The 15,799-nt window shown below is 68.8% G+C and carries 22 protein-coding genes; 12 read left to right on the plus strand and 10 right to left on the minus strand.

Annotated features, from left to right (window positions below):
• Positions 1-5: 5 nt before the first annotated feature.
• Positions 6-854, plus strand: coding sequence for a universal stress protein (locus M1L36_RS17200; protein ID WP_250874966.1), 849 nt, complete (start codon positions 6-8; stop codon positions 852-854).
• A gap of 34 nt (positions 855-888) precedes the next feature.
• Entirely contained in the window at positions 889-1,647 is a 759-nt protein-coding gene (locus M1L36_RS17205; RefSeq protein WP_250874967.1) for a creatininase family protein, read from the plus strand.
• Positions 1,648-1,721: 74 nt separating this feature from the next.
• Here the strand turns inward: M1L36_RS17205 and M1L36_RS17210 are convergent, their stop codons facing one another.
• From M1L36_RS17210 to M1L36_RS17235, 6 genes are all read right to left on the minus strand, one after another.
• Positions 1,722-1,922: a dodecin gene (locus M1L36_RS17210; RefSeq protein WP_250874968.1), complete on the minus strand. Its 201-nt coding sequence runs from the start codon at positions 1,920-1,922 to the stop codon at positions 1,722-1,724.
• A 90-nt stretch (positions 1,923-2,012) separates the two neighbouring features.
• Positions 2,013-2,708 (minus strand): DUF2238 domain-containing protein, encoded by a 696-nt coding sequence (locus M1L36_RS17215; RefSeq protein ID WP_250874969.1) that lies wholly within the window; start codon positions 2,706-2,708, stop codon positions 2,013-2,015.
• A gap of 52 nt (positions 2,709-2,760) precedes the next feature.
• Complete coding sequence (locus tag M1L36_RS17220; RefSeq protein ID WP_250874970.1) at positions 2,761-3,348, minus strand: hypothetical protein; 588 nt, start codon at positions 3,346-3,348, stop codon at positions 2,761-2,763.
• 31 nt (positions 3,349-3,379) lie between these two features.
• On the minus strand, positions 3,380-4,309 hold the full coding sequence (locus M1L36_RS17225; protein ID WP_250874971.1) for a metal-dependent hydrolase: 930 nt from the start codon (positions 4,307-4,309) through the stop codon (positions 3,380-3,382).
• Positions 4,310-4,437: 128 nt separating this feature from the next.
• The gene (locus M1L36_RS17230) at positions 4,438-4,755 is read right to left on the minus strand and encodes a DUF7116 family protein (RefSeq protein ID WP_250874972.1); all 318 of its coding nucleotides are present in this window, start codon (positions 4,753-4,755) and stop codon (positions 4,438-4,440) included.
• A 147-nt stretch (positions 4,756-4,902) separates the two neighbouring features.
• A complete protein-coding gene (locus M1L36_RS17235; protein ID WP_250874973.1) occupies positions 4,903-5,145 on the minus strand; it encodes a DUF5816 domain-containing protein in 243 nt (80 codons plus the stop codon).
• A 75-nt stretch (positions 5,146-5,220) separates the two neighbouring features.
• Between M1L36_RS17235 and M1L36_RS17240 the strand changes: the two genes are divergently transcribed.
• Both M1L36_RS17240 and M1L36_RS17245 read left to right on the plus strand, forming a co-directional pair.
• Positions 5,221-6,576 carry a bifunctional metallophosphatase/5'-nucleotidase gene (locus M1L36_RS17240; RefSeq protein WP_250874974.1) on the plus strand — a complete coding sequence of 452 codons (1,356 nt, stop codon included), beginning with the start codon at positions 5,221-5,223 and terminating at the stop codon, positions 6,574-6,576.
• A 26-nt stretch (positions 6,577-6,602) separates the two neighbouring features.
• A complete protein-coding gene (locus tag M1L36_RS17245) occupies positions 6,603-7,001 on the plus strand; it encodes a universal stress protein (protein WP_250874975.1) in 399 nt (132 codons plus the stop codon).
• 64 nt (positions 7,002-7,065) lie between these two features.
• Here the strand turns inward: M1L36_RS17245 and M1L36_RS17250 are convergent, their stop codons facing one another.
• Positions 7,066-8,169, minus strand: coding sequence for a mechanosensitive ion channel family protein (locus tag M1L36_RS17250; RefSeq protein WP_250874976.1), 1,104 nt, complete (start codon positions 8,167-8,169; stop codon positions 7,066-7,068).
• Between the two features lie 129 nt (positions 8,170-8,298).
• Between M1L36_RS17250 and M1L36_RS17255 the strand changes: the two genes are divergently transcribed.
• The 3 genes from M1L36_RS17255 (at position 8,299) to M1L36_RS17265 (ending at position 9,854) form a co-directional block, all read left to right on the plus strand.
• A complete protein-coding gene (locus M1L36_RS17255) occupies positions 8,299-9,033 on the plus strand; it encodes a proteasome assembly chaperone family protein (RefSeq protein ID WP_250874977.1) in 735 nt (244 codons plus the stop codon).
• A 215-nt stretch (positions 9,034-9,248) separates the two neighbouring features.
• The gene (locus tag M1L36_RS17260) at positions 9,249-9,428 is read left to right on the plus strand and encodes a hypothetical protein (protein WP_250874978.1); all 180 of its coding nucleotides are present in this window, start codon (positions 9,249-9,251) and stop codon (positions 9,426-9,428) included.
• 216 nt (positions 9,429-9,644) lie between these two features.
• A complete protein-coding gene (locus M1L36_RS17265) occupies positions 9,645-9,854 on the plus strand; it encodes a DUF8106 domain-containing protein (protein WP_250874979.1) in 210 nt (69 codons plus the stop codon).
• A gap of 72 nt (positions 9,855-9,926) precedes the next feature.
• Here the strand turns inward: M1L36_RS17265 and M1L36_RS17270 are convergent, their stop codons facing one another.
• Positions 9,927-10,760, minus strand: a complete 834-nt coding sequence (locus M1L36_RS17270; RefSeq protein ID WP_250874980.1) for an eIF2B alpha/beta/delta subunit family protein — start codon at positions 10,758-10,760, stop codon at positions 9,927-9,929.
• A gap of 164 nt (positions 10,761-10,924) precedes the next feature.
• On the opposite strand from M1L36_RS17270, the gene M1L36_RS17275 reads away from it, so the two are divergent.
• Positions 10,925-11,230: a DUF7969 family protein gene (locus M1L36_RS17275; RefSeq protein ID WP_250874981.1), complete on the plus strand. Its 306-nt coding sequence runs from the start codon at positions 10,925-10,927 to the stop codon at positions 11,228-11,230.
• A 74-nt stretch (positions 11,231-11,304) separates the two neighbouring features.
• Here M1L36_RS17275 and M1L36_RS17280 read toward each other — a convergent pair whose 3' ends face one another.
• On the minus strand, positions 11,305-12,084 hold the full coding sequence (locus tag M1L36_RS17280; protein ID WP_250874982.1) for a DUF502 domain-containing protein: 780 nt from the start codon (positions 12,082-12,084) through the stop codon (positions 11,305-11,307).
• An 85-nt stretch (positions 12,085-12,169) separates the two neighbouring features.
• Here M1L36_RS17280 and M1L36_RS17285 point away from each other — a divergent pair, with 85 nt between their 5' ends.
• Positions 12,170-12,643, plus strand: a complete 474-nt coding sequence (locus M1L36_RS17285; protein ID WP_250874983.1) for a GNAT family N-acetyltransferase — start codon at positions 12,170-12,172, stop codon at positions 12,641-12,643.
• A gap of 198 nt (positions 12,644-12,841) precedes the next feature.
• On the opposite strand, the gene M1L36_RS17290 is transcribed toward M1L36_RS17285, so the two are convergent.
• Positions 12,842-13,303: a cupin domain-containing protein gene (locus M1L36_RS17290; protein WP_250874984.1), complete on the minus strand. Its 462-nt coding sequence runs from the start codon at positions 13,301-13,303 to the stop codon at positions 12,842-12,844.
• Positions 13,304-13,439: 136 nt separating this feature from the next.
• Between M1L36_RS17290 and priS the strand changes: the two genes are divergently transcribed.
• The 3 genes from priS to M1L36_RS17305 are packed head-to-tail and all read left to right on the plus strand — an operon-like array spanning position 13,440 to position 15,760.
• Positions 13,440-14,621 (plus strand): DNA primase small subunit PriS, encoded by a 1,182-nt coding sequence (gene priS, locus M1L36_RS17295; RefSeq protein ID WP_250874985.1) that lies wholly within the window; start codon positions 13,440-13,442, stop codon positions 14,619-14,621.
• Positions 14,618-15,601, plus strand: a complete 984-nt coding sequence (locus tag M1L36_RS17300) for a DNA replication complex subunit Gins51 (protein ID WP_250874986.1) — start codon at positions 14,618-14,620, stop codon at positions 15,599-15,601. Before priS ends, M1L36_RS17300 begins: the two co-directional genes overlap by 4 nt.
• An 18-nt stretch (positions 15,602-15,619) precedes the next feature.
• Complete coding sequence (locus M1L36_RS17305; protein WP_250874987.1) at positions 15,620-15,760, plus strand: hypothetical protein; 141 nt, start codon at positions 15,620-15,622, stop codon at positions 15,758-15,760.
• The last annotated feature ends 39 nt before the right edge of the window (positions 15,761-15,799 follow it).

A 15,799-nucleotide genomic window follows, 5' to 3' on the forward strand; every position in this document is an offset into this window, starting at 1 on the left:
GGGGTATGTACGACCGAATCCTGCTCGCGCTCGACGACAGCGACTGCGCGGCCACCGCGCGCGACGTGGCGCTCGACCTCGCCGAGCGCGACGGGGCGACGCTCCACGCGGTGAGCGTCGTGGAGGTCTACCACCTCTCGACGGTCGAGGAGCGCACGGCGCGCGAACGGGCGACCGACGAGCGACTCGCCACGCTCGCAGACCGCGCGGCCGAGGCCGGCGTCGACTGCGAGACCGAGCGCCGCGCCGGGTTCGCGGAGGAGGAACTGCTCGGTGCCCTCGCCGAGACGGATGCCGACCTGGTCGTGATGGGAACCCACGGGCGCAGCGGCGTCCAGCAGTTCATCCTCGGGAGCGTGGCCGCGCGGGTCTCTCGGCGGTCGTCCGTCCCCGTACTCACGACTCCCGCCGACGGTGAGTGGGCGGTCGAGACCGTGGTTCTCCCGGACGACGGTAGCGAGCACGCAGCCGTCGCGACCGACCACGCCCTCGCGCTGGCGACGACGTACGGCGCGAGACTCCACGTGCTCAGCGTCGTCGACGACGGGTCGCTCGGCTACGACGTCCGTTCGACCCTCGTCGTCGAGGAACTGGAACGGGAGGCGACGGCGACCGTCGACGCGACCGTCGAGGAGGCCGAGGCGGCGGGCGTCGAGGCGACCGGTTCCGTCGCCGAGGACCGCCCCCACCGCGCCATCCTCGACGCTGTCGACGCACACGACGCCGACCTGGTCGTCATGGGAACCCACGGCCGGTCGGGCGTCAGTCGCATCGTCCTCGGCAGCGTCGCCGAGAAGGTCGTCCGCGCCTCGCCGGTGCCCGTGTTGACCGTCCCGCTCGAAGACCGACCGTAGGCTTACCTCACCCCCGGACGTAGCCGTCCGACAGATGACCACGCCGTCTTCCGTCCTGCTCGAAGAACTCACCTGGCCCGAGGTCGAGGCCGCACTCGACGCCGGGACGCGAACCGTCGTCGTCGCCGTCGGGGCCATCGAACAGCACGGGCCACACCTGCCGCTCGTGATGGACACGCTCGCCGGCGACGAACTCGCCCGCCGCATCGCCGAGCGTCTGGGTGACGCGCTCGCCGCGCCGACCATCCGACCGGGCTGTTCGGGTCACCACATGGACTTCCCCGGCACCCTCACCGTCCCGCCCGAGGTCCTGATGGACACGATTCGGGCCTACTGCCGGTCGCTCGACGAACACGGGTTCGAGCACGTCGTCCTCGTCCCGACCCACGGCGGGAACTTCGCGCCGGTCAACACCGTCGCCCCGGAGGTGGCCCGCGAACTCGACGCGAACGTCGTCGCGCTCGCGGACCTGGACGAGTTGATGAGCCTCCAGAACGAGGGGTTGCGCGAGGCCGGTGTCGACTACGAGGAACCGGTCATCCACGCCGGGGCCGTCGAGACGGCCGTCGTCCTCGCCGTCGCTGAGGGGCTGGTCCGGACCGACGAACTCGCGGTCGGCCACGAGGGTGACCTCTCGGTCTCGCGACTGCTCAGCGAGGGGTTCCGGGCCATCACCGAGACCGGCGTGCTGGGCGACCCGCGGGAGGCCACCGCGGACGCGGGCGAGGCGATTCTGGAGCGGGTGACGGCCGCGTACGTCGAACGCATCGAGGCCGAACGCGACGCGGTCTGACCGCGAGGCCGTCGGCTGTCGGTGGGACTGTCGTCACCGAGAACGTCGACACCGGGAGCGGTCGAGCGCCGGGCTTACTCGTCGAGTTGGAACGCGACCTCGACCTCGACCTGGTACTCCCGACCCTCGACGGACGCGACCTCGACGCCCATCTCGACGACCTCTACCCAGTGGACGTTGTTCAGCGTCTCCTCGGCGCGGTCGACGGCGTTGTCGACGGCCGCGTCGAAGCTCTCGTCGCTGGACCCGATGAGCGTGATCTTCTTGTAGACCATGGCGGCCCACGCTACTCGTGGACACGCATTAAAGCTACGCGCCGCGGAACGACCCGCCGCGGGTCCGCCCCCGCGCTCTGACGTGGTCTGCTACCCGTGGATGCCGAACCGCTGGCCGATGGCGGTGGCCACGTCGTTGAGGTGGGCGGTGCCCCAGATGCCGACGATGACCGCGCCGCAGGTGTCGAACACCAGGTCGAGCATCGTATCGGAGAGGCCGTACTGCGTGAGCACCGACCCCATCCCGACGAGCGCCGCCACCTCGCCGATGGTGAACTCGATGACCTCCCACAACACCCCGAACGCGAGGACGAACAGGACGATGTAGACGAACATGAACCGGTCGGGGAAGTGGACACCGTCGGCGTACTCGTCGAGCGCGCGGGCGGTGGCGTAGCCGACGCCCGCGACGACCGACGCCGACAGGCCGTGAGTGAGGTGGTCCCACCAGCCGCCCGAGGAGTAGAGCGTCCCGTAGGCGCGCTCGGGCGGGACCGACCCCACGAGGTTCACGACCTCGGCGGGCAGCGGCACCGTCCCGAGCGCGTGGAGGAAGACGGCCGTGGTTATCCACAGCGTCAACCCGAGGTCCATCGGGATGCCGTAGTCGCGCTGGAGGATCGGCGGGAGCTGGGCGACGAGCAGAGCGATGCCGCAGTTGACGATGACGCCCGTCTGGCCGGTCCAGAGACCGACGCCGAACATGACGACGAGACCGACCTCCATCAGCCAAACGAGCGCGTGCTGGACGCGCTCGGAGAGGCCGACCCGGTCGCGGACGTTCACAGCCGTCCCCTCCGGGCGTCGTGGTCGAGCGTGCGGGGAGGCGCGAGCGGCCTCACAGGTCGACCTCCAGTCGCTCGCGCCCGCGGGCGAACCGACGGAAGTACAACTCGAAGACGACGCCCGCGCCGACCCCGGCGACCGTCGAAGCGACGAACTCCAGCATCAGGGCGCGTTCGTCGACGACGAACCCCGTATCGAGGTAGATGTCCGCCAGCCAGCGGACGACCGCCCAGATACCGGCGGCCGCCATCGTCGTCACGACGACGAAGAAGACGGCGAAGCTGTAGCTCATCTCGACGGCGGTGAACACGTCGAGTTCGACGGCGACGAGCAGCGCGACGGCGGCGACCGCGACGTACGTCGTCACGTCGCTGACCGCGCCGTCGCCGACCGAGCGCGCGACGAGGGGGAGCGTCGCCAGTCCCAGCACCTCCCAGGGCGGCATCGCCCGTACCGAACGGCGTGCGAGCGCCGGGAACGCTCCGACGACGGCGACCCCGAACGCGAACAGCGCCCACAGTCGCTGTCCGACGGCGACGTTCCCGACGGCGACGGCGACGGCCCCGACGACCAGCATCCACGCGAGCGCGGCGTTGGTCCCCGCGTCGCGGAGCATCCGACTGACCTCCGACTGGTCCATACGGAGAGTTGGCGCGAGACCGTACAAAAAGCTACGCCGCGAGGTAGACGCCGAGGTACGCGAACACGGCGACCGTGACCGCCGCTAGCGCGGTGAGTGCCATCGCGAGCGGTCGGTGGCGCTCGCGCGACCGTAGCCGGTCGAGCGCGCCGACGAGGACGCCGATGGCCGCGCCGAGACCGAGCACCGTGAACACGAACGGGTACGACAGCGACAGCGTCGGGTCCGGGACGGCGAGCGCAACCCCGCCCGTCGGCAGGCCGAGCGCCACCGTCGGGTGGAGGTAGTCGCTCAGTCGCTGGTCGGTGAGGTGGAGGTAGACGACCGCCGCGAGCCAGAACGTCGCGAGTTCGACTAGCATCGCGCCGAGCAGGTGGAGCACCGGGTCGCCACTGAGCGGGACCCGTTCGACGAGGAGCGTCGTCTCGAACGGGTAGAGCAGTCGCGGTGGCTCGCCCGTGAACAGGTCGCCGAACGGGTGGCTCGCCAGGCCGACGAGCGCGGTCGGCAACACCGCCAGCGGCGGCACGCCGCGTCGGGCCGCGACCGTCGTGATGGCCAGTCCGCCGAGGACGAACGCGCCGACGACCAGACCGCCGAGGAAGCCGCTGGCGGCGAACGACGCGACGACGAGCGCACCCAGCAGCGTCCCGCCGAGGAGACCGGATGGCCCGCCGCGCGCCCAGGCGGCGAACGCGGGGGCGGCGACGACGGCGACGACCAGCGAGTGGGTCGCGGCGCGGTGGACGACGGTGCTCGCACTCCAGAACCCCTCGGCGAGCGCGAGCGGACCGCCGTCGGCCCAGAGCAGGCCGACCGGCGCGTACAGCATGTCGACGTCCGGGAGCGTCGCGAACGCTCCCGCGAGGACGCCGAGAGCGAGTGCGCGCCGGTCCGTCGTGTACCGCGCGGCGACGGCGGCGACGAGCGCGAACGCCAGCAACCCGTGGCCGATGAACACGCTAGCGGTACTCCGTCAGCGCGCAAAAACAGTGCGGTGAGCGCGCTAGCAGTGCGCACTCGGGGTCGTCACGGGTCGGCGTGAATCGCCCTGGGTCACCGTGCGTCGTCGCGGGTCGTCGCCCGCCGCTACGACGGGAGGCCTTCGCTCGCCTCGGGGTGGAGCACTTCGTAGTCGCCGTCGTCCCCGACGCTCATCACCGCCCAGTCGTAGTCGGGCGCGAGTCCGAGCAACTCGTCGCGGACCTCGGGAGCACGGTCGGTGTCGGCGACGAAACAGCGCAGGTCGACGTCGTCGGGTACCGTACCGGGCCCCTCCGTCGTGACATAGACGATACGCCACTTTCGCTCGGCCCGGAGCTCGTTGCCAACGGCCTCTACCTCGTAGCCGAGGCCGCTGAAGATGGCGCGCGCTTCGTCTATCAAGGGTGTGCTAAGGACCCCCATTCGTCCGGAGGTTGTGTGCGGCTCTACATAACCTTTGCCACGGCGTGACACGAAAGGCAACAATTGCGGAGCGTTCGGCGGTGCCGGGTGTCGGGCGGAGATAGGCTCAGGCGTCCGAACGCGGGCTGGAAGGGCTCGAGAGGCGGGCTATTCGTGGGCGGCGTCCCACTCCTCTGCCTTGTGGAGGTTCGCACATCGGTTGCACTGGATGCGACCCATCGAGTCGACGGCGGTGTCGAGCGTCTCGCAGTTCGAGCAGGCGAACCCCCAGCGGCGCTCGCGGTCGTCGGTGACGTAGACGACGAAGAAGGGACCTTTCGAACCGCGTTCGGCCTCGTCGCGGGCGACGTACAGCGTCCGTCCCTCGTGGGTGCGGGCGTCCAGGCTCATACGTGCGACTGGTCGCACGCCGGTAAATGCTCCGCGGTCGATGCGTTCTTGCGAGCGCGGGTCGTCGCCCGGGGTGTGTCTCCCCGGCTACTCCACTACTCCGACATCGAGGGGGTGTACGACGACCCCGACCGTCTCGCCCGGCTCGCCGGCTGTCTCGACGCCCACCGCGACGACGCGACGCTCGTCGTCGGGACGGGCGACAACACCGCCCCGGGCGTCCTCTCGCTGGTCTCGGAGGGCCGACAGGCGCTCGCCTTCTTCGAGCGCGTCCGGCCCGACGCCGACACGCTCGGCAACCACGACTTCGACTACGGTCTCGACGCGACGCGCCACCTCGTGCGCGAGTCCCCCCAGCAGTGGGTGAGCGCGAACGTCCGGACCGCCGACGACGAGGTGTTCGGCGCGGACGCGGGCGTCGTCCCCTCGACCGTGCTGGAGGCGGGCGACGCTCGCGTCGGACTGGTCGGCGTCACCGACCCCGCGACGAAGGAGATGAGCCCGCGAGCGAACGGGTTGCAGTTCACCGACCCCGTCGAGGCCGTCGGTCGCGAGGTCGGTCGCCTCCGGCGAACGGGTGTCGACCACCTCGTCGTCTGCTCGCACCTCGGCGCGCTCGACGACGAACTCGCCCGGGCGTACGACCTCGACGCCGTCCTCGGCGGCCACGTCCACCAGCCACGCGTCGAGACGGTCGCGGGTACGGTCTGCACCCGTCCCGGCTCGAACGGGCACCGCGTCCTCGACGTGGACCTCGACGACGGGTCGGTCACCGTCCACGACACTACCGACGCCGCCCCCGACGCCGACCTCCGAGCGGCGTTCGCCGACCTCCGCGCCGACACCGGGTTGACCGACGTCGTCGGTCACGTCGAGCGGCCCATCGAACGCCGGCGCGACCTCCGGACGAGCGGTGAGTGTCGCGTGGGGAACTTCGTCGCCGACGCCTACCGCTGGGCGGCGGACGCCGACCTCGCGCTCCACAACTCCGGCGGGCTTCGCGACGGCCCCGCGCTCGCCGGCGACGTCACGGCCGCCGACCTCGTGAGCATCGTTCCGTTCGACGAACCCGTCTCCGTGGCCCGTCTCGACGGTGCGGAGCTGTACGACCTGTTCGGCGACGCCTACCGCGCGCCACACGGCGAGTGGCGCTGGGACGCCCACGTCAGCGGTGCGACCGTCGAGTACGACACCACGGCCGACACGGTCCGGGACCTCCGGGTCGGTGGCGACCCCGTCGACCGCGACCGCACCTACGAACTGGCGACCAACGACTACCTGCTGTCGACGGCCCACGAGTTCCCGACGCTCACGCCGGCCCACCGCGACCGGTCGCTCCGGGTCCAGTACGAGGTGCTCGTGGAGTACGCGAGCGAACACGGTATCGCACCGGAACTCGACGGCAGGGTCGACCTCGGACGGAAAGGTTGAGAACCGTCGAACCGGAACCGTGTGTAATGACGCAGGTCGTCGTCCCGGTCCGGTACCCGCTGTCGGACAACTCGCGCGAGACGCTCGAGGAGGCAGCGCGCATCGCCGACGAGCGTGAGGGGTCACTGCTCGTCCTCCACGTCAACCTCTATCAGAACTCCGATGGCGTCTCCCGGCGCGAACTCAAGCAGGCCGCCGAGCGAGTCATCGGCCGGCGCGACCACGTGCGCTACATCGTCCGCTCGGGCTTTCTCGTCGAGGAGACCATCCTCGACGAGGTGGCCGCAGAGCAGGCAGACGTCGTCGTCATCGGCCGCAAGCAGGTGAGTCGTTGGCGACGGATGGTCCGGCGACTCACCGACGACCCCGACATCGAACGGTTCCTCCGCGAGAAGGTCGACGCCGAGGTCGTCACCGTCGGCTGAGGACGCCTCGACGCTCTCCGACGGCCACCGACCGCCCACCGACGACCGTTCTGCGACCGACGCCTCACTCCTCCTGTCCGTTCCGTCCGTCACCGTCCGGTCGCGAGTCGCTCGGCGGTGTGGCCCCGTCCGCCGCGTCGTCGGCCGAGGCCCGTCGCTCACCGTCCCGGACCGCGACGGGGAGTTCCCCGGACGTGTCGTCGAAGTAGAGGTGGGCGTGCGGGTACGCTATCTCGACGGCCACGTCGTCGAGTCGCTCCCAGATGCGCTCCTGGACGCGCGAGCGGACCGTCAGCAGTTTGTACGGCTCTCGGACCCAGTAGCGAAGCCGCAGGTTGACGCCGTGGTCGGCGAAGCTCTCGATGTAGCAGGTGGGCGCGGCGGGGTAGCGAGCGCTCCCGATACGGATGTCGGGGCCGCCTTCGAGCACCCGGTCGACGCCGCGGGCGGCGTCCTCGACGAGGTCCCGGGCCTCGCTCAGGTCGCCCTCGTAGGTGACCAGCACGTCGAGGGTGAGTCGCGCCCGCGAGTCCTCCGCCGAGTAGTTGATGACGTCGCGTTCGCGCATCGTCCCGTTCGGGACGACGAGGAAGGTGTTGTTCAGCGTGAAAATCTTCGTGTAGCGGAGCGTGATGTCCTCGACGAACCCGCGCTGGGGCGGGTCCTGGCCGACGAGTTCGATCATGTCGCCGACCTCGTAGGGCTGGTCGGCGAGGACGAACACGCCCTGGATGTAGCTCCCGACGATGGGCGCGAGGACGATACCGATGACGGCGGAGAACACCGTCAGCGAGATGGTGATGTCCCCCAGCGACACCTCGTAGATACCGAGGATGGTGAGGAACCCGAGCGCGTACACCGCCCCGCGCATCATCCGGAGGACGGTCCGGGTGACGCTCGGCCGTCTGAACCGTCGGGCGACGCGTCGCCCGAACGTCTGGGTCAGGAACCGCGCGCCGTACCACGCGAGGAAGACGACCAGCAGCGTGAGGACGAGTTGGGCCGCCCAATCGGGGATGTTGAACAGTTCGACGAGCTGGTTGGTGACCTCCCGACTGACGTCGGAGCCGTTGGGGGCGTCCGTGGTCTGTGTCGAGTCACCGCCACCTGCTCCCGTCTCGTTCGAAGAGTTGTTCGGTGTGTCCTGGACGCTCGCTGCAGTGGTCACTGGAGTCCCCTCCTCGGTCGTGTCGTCGGTGGGACCGCCTGACCGCGCATACCCGTCGCTCTCCCGACGAGGGAAAAAGGGTTGCGACCCGCCCGCGAAGCTAAGCCCCTGGCTGTCGGCTGTTCCACCATGTTCGGTCTGCGCGAGCGCCCGACGTTCGACGTGACGCCTCCCGACTTCCCCGGCGAGGCGCTCGTCTGTGGCTTCTCGGAGTACGGTCTCGCCGGTTTGACCGCCGCGAACTACCTGGTCGAACGCCTCGACCTGGAGGAGGCGGGCCACGTCACGGCGGCGGAACTCCCGACCATCACGCCGTTCGAGGACGGGGTGCCGCGCCACCACACCCGCCTGTTCGCAAGCGAGGACTGCCCCGTGACGGTCCTCGTCGGCGAACTGTTCGTCCCGCCGGCCGCGGCCGTCCCGTTCGCCGACGCCATCGGCGACTGGGCCTCCGGCGAAGTCGAGGAGGTTGTCGTCCTCTCGGGCGTCCCCATCGCCCACGGACCGGAGGACCACCGTGCGTTCCACGTCGCGACCGAGGGCTTCCGCGAGCGACGACTGGCCGACGCCGACGTCTCACCCATGGGTGGCGGGTTCCTCGACGGTGTCAACGCCGCCATCACCCGTCTCGGCCTCGACACCGACCTCGAATCTTGCGTGTTCGTCACGCCGGCGCACGCCCGGACGCCCGACGCCGAGGCCGCCCTGCGTCTGCTCGACGCGGTGACGAGCGTCTACGACCTCGACGTCGACACCGAACCGCTCGAAGCCTACGCCGACCGCGTCCAGCGGTACTACGCCGAACTCGCCGACCGACTGGAGACCCGCGAGGAGGGCGCGAGTGACGACCGGATGTACATGTAGGTCCTCGTTCGTCGTCGGGTGTCCTCACGAGCGTTTCGCGTGGCGGCGACACCGCTCACGAGAACGTCGCTCTCGTCAAGCCACCACACGTGGTTGCGGGTCTGTGGACTGTAACCTGCGTTACTGCTCAGCGCAAGGAGGTACGGTGAAGATGTCGAGTCCGACCTACCGGTTCGTCAACAGCTAAGCGCGGATGGACCGTACGGGAGCACAGAATGCCTCGGTGTGACGCGTGTGACGTACGAATCGCGGAGGGCCGACAGTGGATCGAACTCACGCACAACTACCCGCGGATGCGCTTCGACAGCTCGTTCTGTTCGGCCGAGTGCGCCACGACGTACCTCGACAGTGGGCTGTTCGAGGCGGACCTCCAAGCCCTCTGCGACGCGGAGTGAGGCGAGGCGCTGGCCGGGGGTCACTGTCGGAGGTCCTCGACTCGTCGCTTCGGTTCGTCGGGAGAGTCGGACTCACTCGTCGAGCCGAGCGTCGAGTCGGGGTGACTCTCACCGTCGCTCATCGACCCGTGACACCGAATAACGGGCGTGTGCGGGCCGTTGACGCGATTTTACGAGCCAGCAGACCTATCCGTGGCGAGCGGCTACCCTTATATAATGAGTCGAGCAGACCTCCGACGGCCCGCCCCCGAGCGTACCGAGCGCCGGAAGGCGACGCTGTTCTGTCCGACCTGTGGCCACGAGAGCCACGCCCGCCGGGGTGACTGGGTCGTCGAACACCGTGTCACCGACGACGGACGTGCGGTCTCCGTCACCTGTCCCACCTGCGAACGGACGCTCACCGTCGAACCGGTCTTCTGCGAGTAGCGGGGTCGAACCGGTTTCGGTCTCGTCCTGTTCTCGGTGCCGTCCTGTTCTCGAGTCGCGGCCTTCGACAGTTCAGTCGGTGATGACCTCGTCGACCAGCGACATCGGCGTCGCGTCGTAGGCGGGGTTCTCGACGGCGAACCCCTCGGCGGGTTCGAGCATCACCTCGCTGGGCGACCGGTACTCGTTCTGGAAGACGAACCCGTCCTCGATGACCTTCGCGCCCGACCCGATGACGGTGACCTCGACGTCGAGTTGGTGGGCCGTCGCGGCGATGGGGAACGTCCCGACGCGGTTGTAGAGCGTGTCGCCGACGATGCAGTCCATCCCGAGCAGGACGCGGTCGCAGTTCGCGAGCAGGTAGCCCGCCGCGCTGTCGACGAGGAGGTGCGGGTCGACGCGGTCGATCTCCGCGAGCGTGCGGACCGTCTTCCGACCGAGGTATCGCGGCCGAGCCTCGGTGACGTAGATGGTGAGCTGTTTCCCGTCGCGTGCGGCGATCTCGACGGCCTCCAGCACGGTCGAGGAGTAGTCGTGCGTGAGGAGGGTCGCGCCGTCTTCGAGACGGGTGGCGGTGTTCTCGGCGGCGAGGTGTTTGGCGGTCTCGACGCGGTCGACGACCGACTCGACCGCCTCCTCGGTGAGTCGTTTCGCCTCCTCGATGTCGTCGGGGTCGGCGTCGGTGACGGCGGCGACGATGGTTCGCTGGGTCGTGTGGAGACTCGCGTGGGAGGGGTTGGCTCGGCGGAGCGCGTTCGAGTTCCGTTCGAGGTCCCTGACGTACTCCTCGACGGTCGCGACCTCCCGCTCCGTGAGAGTCGCGAGCGCGCGAGCGGCCTTGACCGCGACCACCGACGAACTGTGCGTCTGCATCTCCTGGATCTCCTCGACGGTCTCGTCGATCATTGGTTCCCTCTCTCCCGAACGCGGCAAAGCGTTTCTGGATACTCGGACGGCGAGCGCCGGGCGGCGTCTGCCGGACTGCCGGACTCCCGAATCGTCGGTGTGCCGGACCGTCGCGCCGCCGTCGCGAACGTCACCGCCTTACCGCTCGCGCCCCTTTCTCTGTCATGGGATTTCCGGTCCGGTACACCTGTCCGCGCTGTGGCGCGGTCGTCACGCTCGACCGCGAGGGCTACCTCGCGGACAAGAGCGTCACCGAGACGCCGCTGACGGGGTGGGAGTACGTCCCCGCGTACGACCCCTTCGAGGACGCCGACGGCGTTGAACTCGTCTGTGGCGCGAGCGAGACCGACGGCGAGGGCTGTGGCCGGCCGTTCTACCTCAGTTTCGTCCGCTTCGAGGCCGGCCGAGAGGTAGAGGGAGACGCCCCACTGCGACCCGAGGACGCTCCACGGTTCGACTTCCGCCCCTGACTCGACCCCCGTCCCCCGGCGTCGGGCGCGTCGGCGTCTGTGTCGTCTGCTCAGTGGCCGCGACCGTTGTCTGCTCAGCGGCCGCGACCGTTCTTCGTGTTCTCGAAGCCGTTGTCGGGGTCGACGCGCTGGGCGGTCGTGTCGACGCCCATCGCCTGCAGACGGTCCGGCGAGACCGCAGGCTGGCCGTCACCCGAGACGGTGACCCCACTGGTGACGATGGAGCGGACGCCCTCCTCGACGGTCAGGTCCACGTCGACGACCCGTTCGCGACTCACGTGGAGGACGAACCCGCCCATGACGGGGTTCGGAGCCATCGGCATGAACAGCGTCACCATGTCGTCGTTGCCGGTCGCCTGCTCGACGTTCGCGGGCGTGTCGGCGGTGACGAACGCCAGCGTGTAGGACCCCTCCGAGGGGTACTCGACGAGTTTCACGTCCTGGAAGCTGTCGACGTCGCTGTCGACGACGACCTCGCTCATCTGACGGAAACCGGTGTAGATAGAGCCGAATCCGGGGATACGTTCGAGACCGTCGTGGAACACCTGTGTCGCCCGGCCGTTGGTCGGCGAGCGGTTCGCCACCATCCCCAAGAAGAGCGTCGCGACGACGAGCGTCACGACGGTGACGGCCTTCACGTACGCCTTCTGGACGCTCGTGTCGGCCTCGACGAACCCGAAGAATCGTGCCAGCATCGTCACTACCGGGTCGAGGTTGGTCGAGACGAAGTCCACCAGCACGGCGAGGATGAGCAACGAGACCAAGAGCGGGAGAATCAACGCCGCACCGACCGCGAACCACTCCCGGAGCATCGCCTTCATCCCCCCAACCGGCCGGTCGTCGACAGTCGCCATACGTGACTGTTCCACGTCCCTACTCAAAGGCGTAAGGCCTGCGATGCCGGTGGAACTATATGCGCTCACGCACCTACGCATGGTAGTGAGCGTCAACGTAGAGTCCTACGTCGTCGAACCTGGAGACGACGAGTACGTCGACCAGGCGTGGGACCTCAAAGAACGCATCAACAACGAGGAGGGCGTCCTCAAGCAGCGACGTGGGTTCTTCACCGACGCCTACCGACGCTCGACGGTCTACTGCTACCTCGAAGACGACGACCTCGTCGGCTTCGCCTCCACCCGCCGCGACGGCTACATCCTCTTTCTCGCGGTCGCCCCGGAGTTCCGGGGCCACGGCTTCGGCAAACGGCTCGTCGCCATCGTCGCCGACCGCCACGCCTCGGTCACCTGCCACGCCCGCACCACGAACCAGAACGCGCTCGACTTCTACCGTCACCTCGGTTTCGAGGTTCAGCGACGCGTCACGGGCTACTACGAGGACGGCGGCGACGCCTACTACCTCCGCCTGGGCGAGGACGGCCTCCGCGAGAAGCTGACGCGGTTCATGGGCTTCTAAGCGACCTTTTATCCACGCACCGGGATCGCAGAGCGACCCCGGCAGTGTAAAAGCTCGACCAAAAGGGTTCAATCGCCCCCTCTGAGGGCTCAATCACCTCGCTCGCTCGTTTCACTCGCTCGCGGTACAGTAGAACGAAACCTCGCCGGGCCTGCACTCACCCCACGTTCGCTCGTCAGAAAGTCGGCACTCACCGGCTCAGCCGAACCGTCCCATCTCCGCACCGCACTCGTCGCAGTGGAACACTCGCTCGCCGTCGATGTTCTCTGGGGTCACAGGGGTTCGGTCGCCGCACTCGGGACAGTCTCGTCGTAGGTCGGTGGGCCCGTCCTCGCGTGGCGCACCGAGAGCGAGGACGACGAGTCGTTCGTCGCCGTGGTTCCACCCCTGTTGCCACTCGCCGGGTGCGAACCGAATCGCTTCGCCGGTGTCGACGACGACGTCTCCCTCCTCGATGTCGAACGTGGCGGTCCCCGAGAGGACGAAGAACACCTCCTCTTGCTCGTGGTGACGGTGATAGCAGTAGCCGACCGGTTCGCCCGGAGCCACGTCGAAGTAGTTGATGGCGAGACCGGTCGTGTCGAGTGCGCTCGCGAGGCTACGGAATCGCCGCGTCTCGCTGTCTGCACCCGGTGCGTCCTCAACGGCAACACGCTCCATTCGAGACCCGTGGGTGGGTGTGGCTCATAACTCCTCGGTACGGAGTGAGAGTGAACGACGGCGCGTTCGTCGGTCTTTCCCACGAGCGCGTCCATCCCGAACCCTTCATACTCTCGCGGTCACGACCATCGGAGGCATGAATCAGCGGACCCGTGAGTACCTCCGCGGCCGGTTCGGCGACCACTACCGACGGGTGTCGGTCGAGTTGCCGCCGGCGACCGACCGACGCGAGTGGGGCTACATCCCGTTCACGTCGAGCGAGGGCACCACGATGGTCCGCCACAAGTCCGCCTTCGACGTCGGGGACCTCGGTACGTTCCTCACCCGTGAGCGCCCCCGCCACGTCTACTTCTCGGCGGGCCGTTACGACGACCCCGGCGCGCGTTCGATGAACGAGAAGGGCTGGAACGAGTCCGACCTCGTCTTCGACCTGGACGCCGACCACCTCCCCGGTGTCGACCCCGAAGAGGACAGCTACGCCTCGATGCTCGCGACGTGTAAGGAGGCGCTCGAACGCCTGCTCGTCTTCCTGGAGGAGGACTTCGGGTTCGACGACATGACGGTCGTCTTCTCGGGCGGACGGGGCTACCACGTCCACGTCCGCGACGAGTCCGTCCGCTCGCTCGACCGCGACCAGCGCCGGGAGGTGGTCGACTTCGTTCGCGGCCTCGGACTGGAGGACGTCTCGCAGTTGACGACCGTCGAGACGGTCGCCGGGATGGGTCTGAAGAACCCCGTCGAGAAACGCACGCTGCGGACCGACGGCGGGTGGGGACAGCGTGTCCAGTCGCGTCTCGTCGCGCTCGCCGACGAGGTCCGCGAGATGGACGAGGAGGCGGGCGTCGCTCGTCTCCAGGAGTTCGAGGGCATCGGCGAGAAGGGGGCGACGACGCTGTACAACGCGGTGACGAACAACTACGAACAGGTCGCGGCGGGCAACCTCGAAGCGGCGGGCCAGTACACCCGCAAACTCGCCCAACTGTTCCTCGAACGGGCGGTCGTCGAGGACGGCGCGCCCATCGACGAACCGGTGACGACGGACATCAACCGGCTCATCCGGTTGCCGGGGAGCCTCCACGGCGGGTCGGGTCTGGCGGTGACCCGCATCGCCCGCGACGACCTCGACGCGTTCGACCCGCTGGTCGACGCCGTTCCCGAGACGTTCGTCGACCACGACATCCGCGTCGACTCGCCCGTCGAACGGACCGTCGAACTGCAGGGGGAAACACATAATATCCCGGAGGGAATTGCCACAGTGAGAGAGTGTGTCGGCGTGCACCTGATGGCACGCGGTGACGCGGAGAAAGCTTCGGAATGAACCTCGACGAACTCCAGACGGCCCAGAGCCGTGAACGGCAGACCGACAGCCTCCAACAGCTGCGGGAGTCGTTCTACGAGGACGCCGGTCGGTTCATCTCCCAACTACGCGAGGAGCGCTCTCGGGCGGCCGAACGCGCCGACGACCCGTTCGACGCACCCGAGGTGCGCCGGCTCACCGACGACATCAAGACCGCCGAACGGACCGTCGAGGCCATCTACGAGCGCCGTATCGGGAAGCTCGTCAAACAGGCCAGCCTCGAAGCGGCGGGGATGGCTGCCGACGCCTCGGGGCTGACCAAGGAGGAACAGGACGTCTTCGAGACGCTCGTCACGACCATCGAGCACAACCGCTACCACGTCCTCGACGAGGTCATCGCCGGCGAGGAGTCCGCTGCACCCCCCGCATCGTCACCGTCGACGGACGACGAACCGACGGCCACGGAGTCGACACCCGCCGACCACCCGTCGGAACCCGCTGGCGACGCCCCGAGCGGCGTCGACGCGGCCGACCTGATGGGTGCTGGCGACTCGGCCGCGAACACCCCGACCGGCACGCCGACCGACGTCGCCCCCGAGCGCGCCGAGTCGAGCGACGACGGACCGGCCATCCCACCGGACACGCCCCTAGAGAACGAGGGTGCGGACGTCGCGGTCGACTCGGAACCGGCCGAACACGTCCCCGGAGAGCACGCCGACGCCCAGACCGACGCTGGCACGGAGACCGGCGACGCCTCGACCGACGGGCCGGTGACCGTCCCGCCCGACGACCCGCCGGGTGGGGCGACCCGGTCGGGGGACGAACCGAGCGAGGAGACGTCCGCCGTCGAGCGCACCACCGTCCGCATCACCCGCGACGTGGGCGAGATTCTCGGCGTCGACCAGCGCGCCTACGACCTCAAGAGCGAGGACGTGGTGACGCTCCCGACGCCGAACGCCGAACCGCTAGTCGACCGCGACGCGGCCGAGAAGTTGGACTGAGTTCTGCAGGCCGATTCGATGGACCGACGAACGGCACTCGTCGGCGCGATTCTCTCGGGAGCGATGCTGTTCTCGGTGTACGTCTGGAACGGCGGCGACCCACTGTTCGGGGCGGTCAGCGTCGTCACGCTCGCCGTGCTGACGCTGTGGCTGAACTGAGAGTGGTAGGAAACGACCGTCCGCGCGAACGAACGTGAG

Origin of the sequence: Halomarina rubra (assembly GCF_023699475.1) — an archaeon.
GTDB classification, from domain to species: domain Archaea; phylum Halobacteriota; class Halobacteria; order Halobacteriales; family Haloarculaceae; genus Halomarina; species Halomarina rubra.